Genomic DNA, 15,744 nt, shown 5'->3' on the forward strand with positions numbered 1-15,744 from the left:
AAGGCTTAACATAGTGTGAAGCTCAAGCTTTTTCATCAATGTAAAAATTACCAATTATTCTTCCGCATGATAATCACATAATTTCAATACAAATAGATGACATTCACAAAATACACTTCCTATATTTAACATCCATATCATTTAACTTCCTTCATAAATTTATTCTAATACTAATCCCCTCTCATACATGCTTGTTCACTAAATAAAAAAATCGGTATTGATAATTTTATATCAATACCGATTTTCAAATAATTATTTTCCTTCTATTAAATCATTCGCTAATTTCCTAAACTCTTGATTAAATGTATCATTCATACCATTTTGTACGTTAGAGAATAATATTACAAACGTTCTTTTATCCCAGTTAAAATTATTAAAAGTGTTCCAGCCAGCTAATACACCATGGTTATGATAATAATCTGGGTAAATATAGAAGCTAAATCCATATTTTCTCGCAGGTGATACTGTAAACATATCTGATAAGCTTTGTTTAGAAATCAGCTTTCCATCCATAATAGCCTCATCTAATCTTTTCATATCTTCAACGGTCGTATACATTTCACCACAACCATACAGCCAGTTCATTTTTAAGCGGGGTGTAGCTATTAACTCATTATCTTTTTTCGTGTAACCTTCTGCTAAGAAAATATCTTCAGGGAGAGTTGCACCCATACCAGATTCATTCATTTCAACAGGAGTAAAAATGTTTTCTTTCACATATTCAGCAAGCGGTTTATTCGATATCTTTTCTACAATATACGCAAGTACCATATAATTATAATCTGTATATTTCCATCCTGTCCCTGCAGGAAATTGCAACTTTTGCGCTCCAATCCACGTTACTAACTTTAAACGTGATGCCGCATCAACACTACCTTGTCCCTGATCTGGTAACCCGGACGTATGTGTTAACAAATTTCGTAACGTAATGTTTTTATCTGCTGGAAACGATGGAATATACTTATTTACATTGTCTTCAATATTCAATTTCCCTTTTTCTCTTAGCTGTAATATAGATATTGCAACTACTGTTTTCGTTATGGAACCGATGCGATATTTTGTTCTTGGCGTTGTTAAAACTTTATCTTTTACATTCGCATACCCGTAGCCTTTTCGTAAAACCACATTATTTTTATCCGTTACGAGAACCGTCCCGTTAAATCCTTTATCTTTTAAATATTGATCGAGTTTCGTTGCTGCAATATCATAACGTTTTTGCTGATTCGCATCAACTTTCGGTTGAACATTTCCAACTTTATCCTCAAAATTTGAAAATGCCTTCAAACTGTATTTCTTTTCTTTATTTGCATGTATGAGTGCAGCGACACTCCCACAAAAAATAGCAAAAACAAAGAAAGCGATTAACCATTTCTTAAACATATGGGAACCCTCTTTTATCTAGTTTCACTTTATACTTTTCCATTCTATTCTATATCTTTTAGTTTTTAAATATCTTATAATCTATCTACTCTATTATTCCTCATAGTAAACTAGATTCCTTTTTCTAACGTTCAAATTTTAACTACTCTCTATTGTAGTTCTTTTTTACAAAATTTCCACCTTACAATCGGATACATCCAACTTTAATTTTAATTTTTTATGTAACATTCGTTACACATTAACAAGAATGGAGGCGTTAATTTGAAAAAGACCGATAAGCGCAATCGTTTAGATGATATGATGTTTCATTATCGAGTAACAAAAAATAATATAGTTTAAATTGAATATTACGGAAAACAGATTATAATTTTAAAAGGAAATGATGCTGAAAAATTTTTAAACAAAATAAATCGGACAAGTAACGAAAAAGAAAAACAGCTTATTATGGCTAAAATTACAGGTAATTTCAAAAGAGGAAATGAGCGTTAATGAAAACGAATCTCATTTATAACTTGATTATACAACATATTAAAAAAGAAATGTCACTCCCACGACATTTCTTTAAATTTTCTTCATAAAAGATTTACATTTTTAATATTCGTTTACTTTTACATAAACTCACTGCTGAAACGCTTAGTAATGCAGCTATCCCCATCCATGCATATGTGTAGCCTTTTCCATCTACTATATAACCAAACAAAGCAGGCGCAAAGATAATAGCAATTTGATTAAGCGTAAGCGCAAAACTCACTGTTACGCCTACCGATTCCTCACTTGCAGACTCAGCAACTTCGACCATAAAAAGACTAAACCAACCAATTGCAAAAAAACCTAACAGTCCGCTTGCCACAAATAATGCCCCAAGTCTCATTGTATGTATACTCATCACAACAACTAAAATTAAGCAAAAAGAAATACATGCACATATAAACAACGGTGTACGACGATTCCCTTTGTAATATGTATCACTTATTGTAGCTAATATAATTCGGCCTATCATTCCTGCAACTAGCATAACTGAAAATACTTTCCCTGCTACAATAGGTGTTATCGATTTTTCAATGACTAAAAATTTTATAAAATGTCCGACTAATATCATTTGTAAAGAAATCATGCAAATACCTGTAATAAAAATTGGATACAGCTCTTTTTTACATATTACCTTTTTTAACTGCATCCAAAAAGAAATACTTACATTTTCTTGGCTCATGTGTTCTCGTACGTACGATTCCTTATAAAATATGAAAAACAATAACCCGCCTATTATACATATAGTTGCAATTACATTTATCGTATAAGCTAAACTAAATTTAATTGTAAGCAAAGGGATTATTACTCCTGCAAACGCTCCGCCAATAGGTATACCAGCTTGCCGTATTCCCATAGCTAATCCGCGCATTTCTTTCGGAAACCATTTCAAGATTACTTTACTTCCCCCTGGCTGAGATACACTATAAAAGGTCCCTATTAAAAGAAGAACAAATAATAACCCAATAAAGTCCCTTGCCGTATGAGCAAGTAACAGTGCCCCACCAAGTAATACAGCACTCGCTCCAATTAATATTCTTTCATTATATCGATTAAGTAACCTTCCGGCAAAAAGCATACAAAACAACGGACCAATATTTACAGCACTTATTAACAACCCAACCTGCATATTCGAAAGTGCATATTTCTCTTTCCAAAATAACGCAAGTACCCCTACTCCATATGTTATAAGTGTTGCACTTGCCTGTGCTACCGTTGCCAAAGTTAACATGATCCATTTATTAGAACTACTGTACTTTTCAATTTTTTCTTCACTTATCAACGTTATCTCCCCCATATCCCTTTCATTGTATGAAGGTTCTGATATCATGTAAAATAAGTGTTAATAATAGAATCCATCAAAAAAATTGATACCTTTTTCGGGGTGATAATAAATGGACATAAAAGATTTAACGGTTTTTTACGAAGTTGCGACAGTAGGAAATATATCTCATGCTGCTAAAAACTTAAACTATGTACAATCAGGTGTAACGATGCGTATAAAACAACTAGAAATTGAGTTAGGTGTGCCTTTATTTTATCGAAATGGAAAAGGCGTTACTTTAACTTCTAACGGAGAAATTTTATTAACATATGCAAAACAAATCATCCATCTAATCGATCAATCCATTCAAGCTGTCCAAAGTAACGGAACCGAGCCAAAAGGCACGTTAAAAATCGGGTGTACAGAATCGACAACAGCCGTTCGTCTCCCGCCTATATTAACGACCTATTATGAAAAGTATCCAGAAGTCGAATTTATTTTAGAAACAAATACGACCGAACGGTTAACTCAACTCGTCTTAGACCGTCAACTGGATGGAGCATTCATCGCTGGAAATATTCAGCATGTTGAACTTCATACACTTTTATTTCGAGAAGAAGAACTCGTTCTCATTAGTAAGACTCCTCTATCTTCCTTTAAAACAATAGGAGAACTGAATTTACTCGCTTTTAGTCAAGGATGTTATTACAGAAAACTATTAGAAAACTGGCTTCAAGAAGAAGGGATTTCACCTAAAAGAATACTAGAGTTCGGAACAATTGAAGCAATACTTGCATGTGTAAAATCAGGTATGGGTACGGCTATTATGCTGAAATCTATTATTCCAGATTACGAACATGGTTTATCTTTAAATACATTACCAAATCACTTTAGAAAGGTTCCTACTACCTTTATTATTCGAAAAGATATTTTCCACTCAGCTGCCTTGCAAAAATTTATGGAGATGATCAACAATGCGTGAAAAAAAAATACGCGGAATGAACCGAAAAACAAAAACTCTTATAAAAAGAATTGAAGACTCTACTAAAGCATTTCCGTCTACTTTCTATAACGATGAATACTGGCATATGCCTTTACCAGGCTCTCAAGCTTTTATCAATTCTAGTACAACACCTAGGAAAGTAAAGCGATTGTGCATTCAAACCCTGTTAAATCAAGCGAATCAATTAATGACAATGAAACCGAACGATACAAATACATATCGAGTCGTTGTTATGATCAAAATAGCAAGCTTATGGAACTCACAAATCATCATATTTAAAAACGATGACTACTTTCAAAATTTTTTCAATAGAGATAACGAATTTCAAAAATGGATTCCCCTCTCCAATGCTTCCGACTTCGGGCATGAATGGAAAATATCAATTTCTAACAGTGTCCAAACATTGCATTTCCAAGAGATAATCAAGGATGAAGATGGATTTTTCGAAGAAGAACTTTCGTTTATCGGAGAGTTATCATAATCAAATAATATCAACGATTTTTCGAATATATCCACTTTCAACTTACAATATTTTTATTTTGTAAGTTGAAAGTGGATTGTTATAAAGCACCGCTTGTGAAAAACAAGCGGTGCTTCTTATTTAATTACACAATAAATTGTTCATTACTTCTTCAAGTAATACGTTCGGCTTTAATACCTTATTTTCCGTACGCCATCCAATAAATCCATCTGGTCTTATTACTACCGCTCCTCCATTTTCTATCCCGTATAGTTTTCTAAAAAAGTTACCTTGATGGATAAAATTACCAGTTAAACCTACCTGATACACTTTTATCTTTACTCCTAATCCAGATGAAACAACATTTGCAGCTTCAGTCCAAGTACTAGGCTCTGCTCCAGTAAGTAACACAAAGTTGCTACCAAATAGATCAAGTATAGAAACTTCTTTTCCTTCATAAGTTCCCCAAAAATGTGGCGCACGCGTTCCCGGGCGTCCGTTCAAATCAACTATATTCATTCTATGCGGTGTGTTACATTCGTCTATAATTGCTTCTGAGCAATACTGATAACCAGCAGTGACAGCTAAACTATCCATATTACTCAAATTACCTTCCTCTCTATTCGCAGCACGAAATAATATACTACTCGCATAGTCCGTCGTTAATTTTGCAACAGGATATCTCTCGTCATGATAGGTTTCTAACAATTTTGGATTTGCTTTCCCTTTTATAACAGCCGCTAATTTCCAAGCTAAATTATGTGCATCTTGTATTCCTGTATTTGAACCGAATCCTCCTGTTGGCGGCATAATATGCGCCGAGTCACCAACTAAAAAGATGCGATTGTCCTGAAATTTTACCGCTGTACTTTCACTCGCTTCCCACGGCAAAACACTTACTATTTCTGGCTTAATATCCGTACTTCCAATTGCAGTTTGAATAATTTGTTTACAGCGTTCTATAGAGAAATCCTCTGGTCGCTCCCCTTTTACTGGATCATAAGCTACATGATAAATCCATTTACTTTCGTTATCGACTGGAATAAGCGCACCAATTACTTCTGGATGAAGTATCATAGTAAAACCGAATGCGTCTCCTTTAATAAATTCACTCAAATCCGCTTCAAAATATATGTTCATATAATAACCACCGATTGTACCACGGCCCTCGGTTAAAATACCTAACTGTTCACGTATTTTACTTTTCGCTCCATCTGCTGCAATTACATAATCACAATGAATCATGCTCTCTTCTTTCGTTTTACGATTTCGAATCGTTGCTATTACTCCGTTTCCATTTTGCTCATAAGAAACTAGTTCATGATAAAAAGATAGCTTCCCGCCTAATCTCTGTGCTTCTTGTAACATCATCTCCTCTAAAGTAATTTGATAACAAGCAGTTTGTTTTGATGGGCTAATCTCTTCCACTTTACGAAATAAATTTTCGTTATTTTCATACTGCGCCGCCCTTATTTGTTCCAACTCTTCATGCTTTACCTCAGCTATTGTTTGAACTGCAATTCTCCCGTGACAATTCTCTAATGCTTTACCAGCTAATCTAATTCCTTTTTCTAGACCCAGTTCTCGGAATAATTCCATTGTGCGAAATGTAATTCCACCCGCTTTCGGATGAATCGCAGTAGACGGATGCCTTTCAATAAGTACATAATCAATGTTATGTTTCGCAAGAAATAATGCAGACGATAATCCTGATAATCCCCCTCCAACAATTAAAACTGGTACATGTTTCGATTCCATACATTTTCCCTCCACATATATTCTTCTGAGCTCAGTGACATAAATATAATCAAAAAACCAACAAAAATATAGACTTATATTTCATTTTGAATTATCATATAGATAGATTACGACCCAAATTACTTTTATCCTTTCATACATCTACAAGTCACTTAATTTGTGTGTGTATGAAAGAATAAAAAAGAAGGCCCTACTTTACTTTGAACTATTCTCTGATATAGACATCAAAAATAATAAAAACATTATAAGCGGTCGTAACCTTGTAAATTATACAAGGTTACGACCGCTTATTTTATTGTTAAATGGCTACCCTTTATCCTCGGCAGACAACGCATTGTTAAATCATTTCCTACCGTTCAACTCCATTATTTTCTATACGTACAAATTGATTCGTCTCGATTTTCTTTCTCAATATTGCAGCTCATACAACATTCATGTAGCATTACCGTATCGATGTAATGGTTCATCATCTTAAACCTTTCGACTAATCATTGGAGGTATAGTGATTGAAATGAATAAACAAGAACAATTAAATGTTATTAAAGAAGATTTTATTAATTGTCAAAAAGTATTAGTGGCAATTGGTGACGAAACACGTCAAGCTATTTTGTTAGTTCTAATGAAAACAGAATGTCAAACTGGATTACGTGTTGGCGAAATCACTAAACAAACACACCTTTCTCGACCAGCAGTATCACATCACCTTAAGATTTTACGAGAAGCTGGTATTATTTTAATGCGTAAAGAAGGTACAAAGAACTTTTATTATATTGACATACGTACAAAATTAGGATTATTAAAAAATCTTGTATTAGATATTGAGAAGCTACTGCAAAACTTTTATTGAACTTTGGAGGTATAAGAAATGAGAGCAATGGTGATTGATAAGTACGGGAAAGTTCCAATGCGTATGACTGAGATGCCCACCCCTGAAATAAATGAGTATGAGGTGCTCGCAGAAATTCATGCAGCTAGCATTAACCCAATTGATTTTAAAATACGCGATGGAAAAGTGAAGTTGTTACTTAAATATAAAATGCCCCTTATTCTTGGTAATGACTTTTCTGGTGTCATTGTAAAAGTCGGAACAAAGGTGACTCAATTTAAAGTTGGTGATGAAATATATGCACGTCCAAGAAAAGATAAGATCGGTACTTTTGCGGAATATATAGCCATTCATGAAGATGATATAGCCTTAAAACCGAAAAATTTAACTTTTGAGGAAGCGGCGTCGATTCCACTCGTTGGCTTAACATCATATCAAGCATTACATGACATCATGCAATTACAAAAAGGACAAAAGATTTTGATTCACGCTGGATCCGGCGGTGTTGGTACTTTCGCAATTCAGTTAGCAAAAATAATGGGTGCCACTGTTGCAACAACTGCTAGTGAAGCTGGTGAAAATTTAGTAAAGTCTCTTGGCGCAGATGAAATTATTAATTACAAAAAAGAAAAGTTTGAAGATATACTGAAAAATTATGATGCGGTATTTGATACACTTGGCGGTACAACACTTGAAAAATCATTCGATATTATAAAAAGCGAAGGGAACATTGTTTCCGTTTCAGGAATGCCGAATGCTCGCTTCGGTAAAGAATTTGGTTCAGGATTTTTCAAAACACTCTTATTTTCATTAGCAAGCAAAAAACTTACTGCACTTGAAAAAAGCATAATGCTCAATATTCGTTTTTGTTTATGAAACCAAGCGGAGATCAATTACGTATAATTGCAAAGTATATTGAATCTGGACAAATCAAACCTATAATCGATCGCATTTTCCCTTTTGAAGATACTCAAAAAGCAATGGAATATTCAGAGTCTGGAAGAGCAAAAGGAAAGATAATTGTAAAAATCAAATAATAATAAAACTCCATTTTTTTAAAATGGAGTTTTATTATTTGCTGTTAAATAGACATAGTGCAATGAAGTCCTTACAATAGATTTCAAGGGGAAATATCATATTATACTTTTAGCTAATTTTACAAAGAATACATACGTACAAATACATAATAAAAAAATAAACAAGGAGGAGATAAAATGACTAAAAATAATGAAGCAGGTTGGAATTTAGATAATAGTTATACGACTTTACCACAATCATTTTATACAGAAATCCCCCCAACTCCTGTACACTCACCGGAGTTAATTAAACTAAATAATTCTTTAGCAATATCTCTTGGCTTTAATCCTGAGGAACTAAAAAAGGACGCTGAAATCGCCATTTTAGCTGGTAATACTATTCCAGAAGGAGCTCATCCACTAGCTCAAGCGTATGCTGGGCACCAATTTGGTCATTTCAACATGTTAGGGGATGGTCGTGCCCTTTTAATTGGAGAACAAATTACTCCTTCAGGCGAACGGTTTGATATTCAATTGAAAGGTTCCGGTCCAACTCCATATTCGCGCCGTGGTGATGGTCGCGCTGCACTCGGTCCAATGCTACGTGAGTATATTATTAGTGAAGCGATGTACGCGCTTGATATTCCAACTACTCGCAGTTTAGCAGTAGTCTCAACTGGCGAAACAATCTATCGCGAAACGAAGTTACCTGGAGCTATTTTAACTAGAGTTGCAAGCAGTCATATACGCGTTGGAACATTCCAATACGCCGCAGCTCGAGGCTCAATCGAAGATCTCAAAGCTTTAGCTGATTATACGATAAAAAGACATTATCCAGAGGTTGAATCTACTGAAAATCCATATGTCGCACTACTACAAGAAGTCATTAAGAGACAAGCAAGCCTTATCGCAAAATGGCAACTCGTTGGCTTCATTCACGGCGTAATGAACACTGACAATATAACGATTAGCGGTGAAACGATTGATTACGGTCCATGTGCCTTTATGGATAGTTATAATCAAGGAACAGTATTTAGCTCTATTGACACACAAGGCCGTTATGCATACGGAAATCAACCATATATGGCTGCATGGGATCTCGCACGTTTAGCTGAATCTTTAATACCGATACTACATGAAGATGAAGAAGAAGCACTAAAAATTGCACAAGATGAAATTTCAAAGTTCAGTGTGCAGTACGAAAACAATTGGTTCCTCGGAACGAAGAAGAAATTAGGACTATTTAGCAATGAAGAGCAAGATCAATCACTTATTGAGAAACTTTTAAAAGCAATGGAAAAATATAAAGCAGATTATACAAATACATTCCGTGCATTAACTGACAATATATTAGAAAATGCACCTTTATTTGAAAGTCCTGAATTTAAAGAATGGTACGAGCTATGGCAATCTCGGTTAGAAAGACAAAAAGAATCGAAAGATGATGCATACAAATTAATGAAAAATAACAACCCAGTAATCATCCCTCGAAACCACAGAGTAGAAGAAGCACTAGAAGCAGCTGTTAAAAATGGAGACTATAGCGCAATGGAGAAACTTCTTCAAGCTTTAGCAAATCCTTATGAATATTCTCAAGAACAAGCGGATTACTGCACGCCTCCAGCGCCGTCGAATCGTCCTTATCGTACTTTTTGTGGGACGTGATTGTTTAATATGTAAAAAGGTGTGTTCATACAAATTGTGTGAACACACTTTTTTTATACACTTCCCTTTTAAACAGATAGACTGAAGCATCTTATAGTTATCCTTACTATATTCCACACTCCCCTCCCTTAAACTAAAGAACAAAACTGACTTTATTCCAATTTGTTTAATAATAAATCCACTAAACAAATATTGAGAAATATAAAACCCCATTTCTAAATATTATTATTTTTGATAATATGTTTTATAAGAATATTCAAAAAGTGAGGGGATTTCATGAACGTTCAACTACAAGGTAATGAACAAATTACAAAACTATTTAATGATTGGTATTTAGCTATGCTAAAGCAAGATGTTTCACAGGCGACGAATTTAAAGCATGAAATTGAGGAAAAGGAACTACATTTTAAAGAAGACGAAAATTTAGCATTATACTATTCCTTACTAGATTTTCGCTATAAAATTTTAACAGCTAGTTTAAGTATTACTAAAGATAGTTTTGATAAGATAGATTCTTATACCATCTCATCTAATCATCCACTTTCTTATTACTATAATTTGTTTAAAGCGATTTATGCTACTTTAACAACAAATTATAACTTAGCGAGTAAACATTATGAAAAGGCAGAGAAACTATTAGTCAATATTTCAGATAAATTAGAGGAAGCAGAATTCAATTATCGATTCGCTATCTTTAATCAACATTTTTATAAACCTATTGAAGCAATTCAGCAAGCAACAAAAGCCAGAGAAATTTTCATTACTGAAAAAGGATTTGAAATAAAATTAGCGCTTTGTGACAACATAATTGGTTCTTCATGTGTATTTTTAAAACAATATGAACAAGCAGAGGAAAAATTCAATTCTGCTCTTTCTATTTTACAAAAATTCAACGAGAATGCTTTAGTTTTAAGTGTTCGCAATAATCTAGGTTGGCTCTATGCAAGTCAAAACCTTTCTCCTCTAGCAATTCGACATTTATCAGAAGTTACAACAAAAATACCTACACATTTTAAAGCGACCTTTTTACAAGCTAGAGAACATTCTAAACTTGGTGAAATAAATATTGCGGAAGAACTTATTAAAAAAGGATTAAAAGTTTGTACAGAACTAAATAATGAAGAATATATACTTCATTTTAAAAATTTAAATTCATTTAACAATAATGAGTCAACTGAAGATCTAGAAAAAATTATTCTTGAAGGAATTACTTATTTCGACAAAGAATCTTTATATAACTACACTCAAGAGTATTCAGAGAAACTAGCTGTTAAATTTTATGATGAAAATAATCATATAAAGGCGAGTGAATATTTTCATAAAGCGTTACAAGCAAAAGAAAAAACGTTTGAGAAAGGAGCTCTAAAATGATTAAAAAAATTAGTTCTCTCGTTTTAGGATTATCTGTTATTGGTATTGTGTCTATTGGAATAAATAGTTCATTTACATATCAAGCAAGTCATGCCGATCTTCCTGCACCACAAAGACCTGATTTTGTTCAATCAGTTGACGTTAGTAAAGACTACAACACGACAACAGCTGAAAAAGCACTTTAAAAAATGAAAGACCTTCAATTAAGAAGGTCTTTTTAAATGCGCTTATTTAGTTAATATAATCCAATATTTTTTCATAGCCAAATGGTAACACCCATGATACTAAACAGCCTATCATAATTGAAACACTTAATAAAAAAATAAATTTCCGAAATGATATATCATTCCTCTTGTACCCCGTAAAACAAGCCTTTGTTATAACAAAAACAGTCATCATTATGATAGTCGCTGAAAAGATGGCTACTAAAAACACTTCCATTTTGTTTCCCACTATAAAATATCCTAACTTTAATTTTACCATTAAATGAGTATAACAAAGACAAACTATTTCTTAATATACGGTTTTCTATATGCCTCCGACGGGATTCGAACCCGTACTCCTTTCGTAAGCATAGGCTAAGGGGAACACGCTTCCCTACGGAATTTCACCGACAGGAGTTTCACCTGTCTCAGCTTATTTGCTTTTCGGTGCTTCTGAAACCTTCGCCTTGCGACCCGGTTCTACACTGTTTTCCGGCGCTCTTCCCTTCTAGAGCTACGGAGGCAGTTTTTCTTTCAAGTAAAAGATATTTCTACAAAAATAGAAATATCCCTTTACTTCATATGAAATCACTCTATTTCTTTCATCAAATCAGCAATCCCCCTACTCCCCTCACTACCAACTTTCTCAAGTTCCTCCACAACTAATTTCCGTCTTTGCCCAGAATGATTTTGACTTAACTTCGCTTTTCCTTCTATATTATTTATCTTTATTTTGAACCCAACTATTCCCCTACTTAATCCTTCCATATAATTCGGATCTACATCCTTCAGTGAGTAGGTGCTCTTTGAGTTTTCATATTTATGTACTAAATCTTGAAGAGAATCTATTAATTCCTGTTCATCTTCAACAATTTCTAACTCTCCATATACATGGACCGCAACATAGTTCCATGTTGGTACTGCTTTATTTGTTTCATACCATGACGGAGAGATGTAACTATGTGGTCCTTGAAAAACAGCTAACACTTGTTGATTTTCACTATCTTTCCATTGCTCATTTGGACGTGCAAAATGCCCGGATAAAGTAAGTGTTTCCCTATTTAACAATAACGGCAAATGCGTTGCGTACGGTGCTCCGTTATGTTGAGAAAATAAAGTTGCAAAGCTATTTTGTTCAATAATTTCGTACTTCGTCTCTTCATCTTGTATAGTGAAATGTTTTGGTATGTACATAAGCTCCCTCTTTTCTTATCTTCTTATTTCTCATTATATTTACGAGATTTATTATTTGGCAGGGGCAGATTGTAATTGTTTTATAAGGTCAGTTCATATAGTAAAACCTCTTCTTCAAAAACAATAGGTGGCATTATATGATTTCTGCCACCTTAGTCTATTTTCGTATTGATACAAACTCTTCTATTCAACTATCCTTCATAGCTTTTTCTAATACAGCTTCAATAAATTCCGTTTTGCCTAAGCTATAACTTAAGCGATTTTCCGCCGTTTCTGCTAATTCTTTCTTTAGCTTTCCATATTCAATAACAACGTTTGGATTTCCACGAAGGTAATCACGAAACGCCACATGTCTTCTTAACTCTTCACTATTCTTATCGCATACATATAAATGATGTTCCATCCAAATTGTATTCTTCCCGTCCCTCGGAACATATTGATCCTTTCTCCCAAAAGCTTCTCTCCCCTTAAAACTCCACTCTTCTTGATGAAAATAACCTATCTGTTCAAGCCTCTTTATTACTTTCGGAAAAACATCATAATCTTCTATTACAACATCGACATCTAATATCGGTTTAGAAGCAAGGCCTTTAACAGATGTACTCCCAACGTGCTCTATAGAAAAAATGAGTTCTCCCATTACGTTATTAATCAACGTCTGTAATTTACAAAATTCACTTTCCCATTGTGTATTATATTTCTCAACAGTAATAAATTGTTTCAATTGACCACCCTTCTCAAATCACTTTTATAACCTCTGAATATGCGTATCCTTAAAATCAGTTTCATACTTCAATCCATACCCAAGCATTCGATCCATTCCAATATGTGCTGTCCATATTAAACCAACCATTAAAATTGTATCCATCTTTAAATAGACCCCTATTAAAACAAGTAATATTGATATGATATATGTGTGAAATAGATTATAAATTTGTGCACCAACACGTTTGTTAATAGCGTACGCCACCATTGCTAAATCAGGTGCAAAAAGTAATACGATAAATAATAACCAACTAAATCCACATAATGCATATATATAAATCGCAGCTAATAAGACGACCAATCCTTCAAAGTGTATAATTCGTTTCTCCAAAATTCATCATTCCTTATCTGTTAGCTTGAAAATTTTATTCGGATTTAAAATATTTTGCGGATCAAGAGCTTTCTTTATTTTCTCCATTACCAATAATGCCGCACCATGTTCTTCTTCTTGATACTTCTGCTTTCCTATTCCAACGCCATGCTCTCCTGTACAAGTTCCGCCACGCTTAAGAGCATACAGTACAATACTTTCATTTATTTCATCCGCTTTTTTCACTTCATCTTTATCATTTGGATCAATCATTAAGAGCACGTGAAAATTCCCGTCTCCTACATGGCCAAGAATACCACCAACAAGGCCCACCTTATCTAACGTCTCTTTCGCATTTTGAATCGCGCCAGCTAACTCTGAAATTGGCACACATACATCTGTACTCATTAGCTTTTTGCCAGGGTAACTATGAACGTAAGAATAAGCTAAGTTATGTCTTGCATCCCATAATTTATTTCTTGCCGCAGTTTCAGTTTCAAAAGCAACTTCTTTACATTTATGATCAAAAACAATTTCCTTCGTAAACTCGATATCTTGCGTTAGCCCTGCTTCATTTCCGTGAAACTCTAAAAACAGTGTTGGTTCTTCTCTGTAATTTGTTTCATTGTAATGATTTACTTGTTTCATAGATAATTCATCAACAAGTTCTATTCTCGCAATTGGAATACCAGCTTGTAGTATATTAATAACAGCTTCTACTGCATCATTTATAGTTGGAAACGATGCTCTCGCAGCCATAACATGTTCTGGTATGCCGTATACTTTTAATGTTAGCTCTGTAAAGCATCCAAGCGTACCCTCTGATCCTACGAAAATACCATTTAAATGATAACCTGATGATGACTTCGCCGCTAAATTGCCAGTATGTATCACTTGCCCATCAGCTAGCACCACTTCTAAATCACGAACTTGATCACGCATTACGCCATACTTAACCGCTGTCGTTCCGCTCGCATTCGTAGCAGCCATGCCTCCTAACGTTGCATCTGCACCTGGATCTACACTAAAAAACAAACCGTACTTTTTCAATTCTTTATTGAGCTGAGAACGAGTCACTCCTGGTTGTACTTTCACAAGAAAATCTTTCTCTCTTATTTCAAGTATTTTGTTCATTAATGAAAAATCAACTGTAATCCCCTTTTCATAAGGAATTATATGACCTTCTAAACTAGAACCTACTCCAAATGGAATGACAGGTTTTTTATGCTCACTCGCTACTTTCATTATTGCTCTAACCTCTTCCATCGTTTTTGGAAAAACAACTACATCAGGTAAACTACTATTATGGTAAGATTCATCTTTACTATGTAACTCTCTTACTGTCTTATTAACCACTACTTGATCTTCAGGAAGTACATCCTTTAATTCATTTACTAAACGCTCAATTGTTATTTCCATTACATACTCTCCTTTTATATTATTTACTCTACATTAATTATACCATTTTTATACAAAATAATTAGAATAGTTAAATTTATGAAATTTTATATACAAAAAAGAACTTGCAGTATTCCCTACAAGTTCTTTTTTAAAACTATATTTTAGACGATTTTTTCAATAAAATCATAAACCAAACTAAAGTAAATGCCATCAGAGAATGAGAGAACCCTACAATATAAGTTAACCCTTTAAAGTCCGCTCCATTTAGTTGAAGAAGTCCTCTCGCTGCCAGCGATCCTAACATTAAAGTTAATGCGATATTATGTAAAACAAACCATTTATTAAATCCTTTCACTTCATGAAAAGCTAATACTTTCGCTAATCCTAAAGCAATTAAAAAGAAGAAAAAGCCAAGTACTAACGTATGTGTATGCAAAAGATTTAATAGTGTAGATCCTAGTATTCCTTTAAATTTCCCATACTCCCTAGCGAATATTCCTGATAGTAAACCAATAATTAAATACGTAAACGATGCGTTATATAATTTCTTCATTATGTACCTCCTTAAGTAGAATGTGTAATGTGTCATATTTAGTAATA

15 protein-coding genes and 2 pseudogenes are annotated in these 15,744 nt (G+C 33.9%); 8 read left to right on the forward strand and 9 right to left on the reverse strand.

Features of this window, described 5'->3' with window-relative positions; all coding sequences use genetic code 11:
* Positions 1-252: 252 nt before the first annotated feature.
* Positions 253-1,380, reverse strand: coding sequence for a serine hydrolase domain-containing protein (locus MKX37_RS16960; RefSeq protein WP_002128430.1), 1,128 nt, complete (start codon positions 1,378-1,380; stop codon positions 253-255).
* A gap of 261 nt (positions 1,381-1,641) precedes the next feature.
* Here MKX37_RS16960 and MKX37_RS16965 point away from each other — a divergent pair.
* Positions 1,642-1,869 (forward strand): annotated as a pseudogene (locus MKX37_RS16965) (hypothetical protein).
* 94 nt (positions 1,870-1,963) lie between these two features.
* Here MKX37_RS16965 and MKX37_RS16970 read toward each other — a convergent pair.
* Positions 1,964-3,190, reverse strand: coding sequence for an MFS transporter (locus MKX37_RS16970; protein ID WP_078422218.1), 1,227 nt, complete (start codon positions 3,188-3,190; stop codon positions 1,964-1,966).
* A gap of 112 nt (positions 3,191-3,302) precedes the next feature.
* Between MKX37_RS16970 and MKX37_RS16975 the strand changes: the two genes are divergently transcribed.
* On the forward strand, positions 3,303-4,154 hold the full coding sequence (locus MKX37_RS16975; RefSeq protein ID WP_002167871.1) for a LysR family transcriptional regulator: 852 nt from the start codon (positions 3,303-3,305) through the stop codon (positions 4,152-4,154).
* Positions 4,147-4,656 carry a DUF3916 domain-containing protein gene (locus MKX37_RS16980; RefSeq protein WP_078422219.1) on the forward strand — a complete coding sequence of 170 codons (510 nt, stop codon included), beginning with the start codon at positions 4,147-4,149 and terminating at the stop codon, positions 4,654-4,656. Before MKX37_RS16975 ends, MKX37_RS16980 begins: the two co-directional genes overlap by 8 nt.
* A 120-nt stretch (positions 4,657-4,776) precedes the next feature.
* Here the strand turns inward: MKX37_RS16980 and MKX37_RS16985 are convergent, their stop codons facing one another.
* Positions 4,777-6,393, reverse strand: a complete 1,617-nt coding sequence (locus MKX37_RS16985; RefSeq protein WP_078422220.1) for an FAD-dependent oxidoreductase — start codon at positions 6,391-6,393, stop codon at positions 4,777-4,779.
* 502 nt (positions 6,394-6,895) lie between these two features.
* On the opposite strand from MKX37_RS16985, the gene MKX37_RS16990 reads away from it, so the two are divergent.
* From MKX37_RS16990 to MKX37_RS17010, 5 genes and pseudogenes are all read left to right on the forward strand, one after another.
* A complete protein-coding gene (locus MKX37_RS16990) occupies positions 6,896-7,240 on the forward strand; it encodes an ArsR/SmtB family transcription factor (protein ID WP_002033417.1) in 345 nt (114 codons plus the stop codon).
* An 18-nt stretch (positions 7,241-7,258) separates the two neighbouring features.
* Positions 7,259-8,256, forward strand: a pseudogene (locus MKX37_RS16995) (NADP-dependent oxidoreductase).
* A 177-nt stretch (positions 8,257-8,433) separates the two neighbouring features.
* A complete protein-coding gene (locus tag MKX37_RS17000; RefSeq protein WP_078422221.1) occupies positions 8,434-9,900 on the forward strand; it encodes a protein adenylyltransferase SelO in 1,467 nt (488 codons plus the stop codon).
* 276 nt (positions 9,901-10,176) lie between these two features.
* Entirely contained in the window at positions 10,177-11,271 is a 1,095-nt protein-coding gene (locus MKX37_RS17005) for a response regulator aspartate phosphatase (RefSeq protein WP_001102705.1), read from the forward strand.
* A complete protein-coding gene (locus MKX37_RS17010; RefSeq protein ID WP_000592011.1) occupies positions 11,268-11,456 on the forward strand; it encodes a Phr family secreted Rap phosphatase inhibitor in 189 nt (62 codons plus the stop codon). Before MKX37_RS17005 ends, MKX37_RS17010 begins: the two co-directional genes overlap by 4 nt.
* Positions 11,457-11,502: 46 nt before the next feature.
* Here the strand turns inward: MKX37_RS17010 and MKX37_RS17015 are convergent, their stop codons facing one another.
* The 6 genes from MKX37_RS17015 to MKX37_RS17040 form a co-directional block, all read right to left on the reverse strand.
* Positions 11,503-11,712 carry a hypothetical protein gene (locus tag MKX37_RS17015; RefSeq protein WP_016120604.1) on the reverse strand — a complete coding sequence of 70 codons (210 nt, stop codon included), beginning with the start codon at positions 11,710-11,712 and terminating at the stop codon, positions 11,503-11,505.
* A 350-nt stretch (positions 11,713-12,062) separates the two neighbouring features.
* Positions 12,063-12,668, reverse strand: coding sequence for an FMN-binding negative transcriptional regulator (locus MKX37_RS17020; protein ID WP_000275775.1), 606 nt, complete (start codon positions 12,666-12,668; stop codon positions 12,063-12,065).
* A 187-nt stretch (positions 12,669-12,855) separates the two neighbouring features.
* Positions 12,856-13,392, reverse strand: coding sequence for a GrpB family protein (locus MKX37_RS17025; protein WP_000808566.1), 537 nt, complete (start codon positions 13,390-13,392; stop codon positions 12,856-12,858).
* Positions 13,393-13,416: 24 nt separating this feature from the next.
* Positions 13,417-13,764 carry a DUF4260 domain-containing protein gene (locus MKX37_RS17030; protein WP_000415340.1) on the reverse strand — a complete coding sequence of 116 codons (348 nt, stop codon included), beginning with the start codon at positions 13,762-13,764 and terminating at the stop codon, positions 13,417-13,419.
* Positions 13,765-13,770: 6 nt separating this feature from the next.
* Positions 13,771-15,162 carry an FAD-binding oxidoreductase gene (locus MKX37_RS17035; protein WP_002128446.1) on the reverse strand — a complete coding sequence of 464 codons (1,392 nt, stop codon included), beginning with the start codon at positions 15,160-15,162 and terminating at the stop codon, positions 13,771-13,773.
* Positions 15,163-15,298: 136 nt separating this feature from the next.
* Positions 15,299-15,697, reverse strand: a complete 399-nt coding sequence (locus tag MKX37_RS17040) for a DUF2871 family protein (protein ID WP_002128447.1) — start codon at positions 15,695-15,697, stop codon at positions 15,299-15,301.
* Positions 15,698-15,744 lie beyond the last annotated feature (47 nt).

Origin of the sequence: Bacillus sp. FSL R5-0709 (assembly GCF_038004785.1) — a bacterium.
Classification (GTDB): Bacteria; Bacillota; Bacilli; order Bacillales; family Bacillaceae_G; genus Bacillus_A; species Bacillus_A mycoides.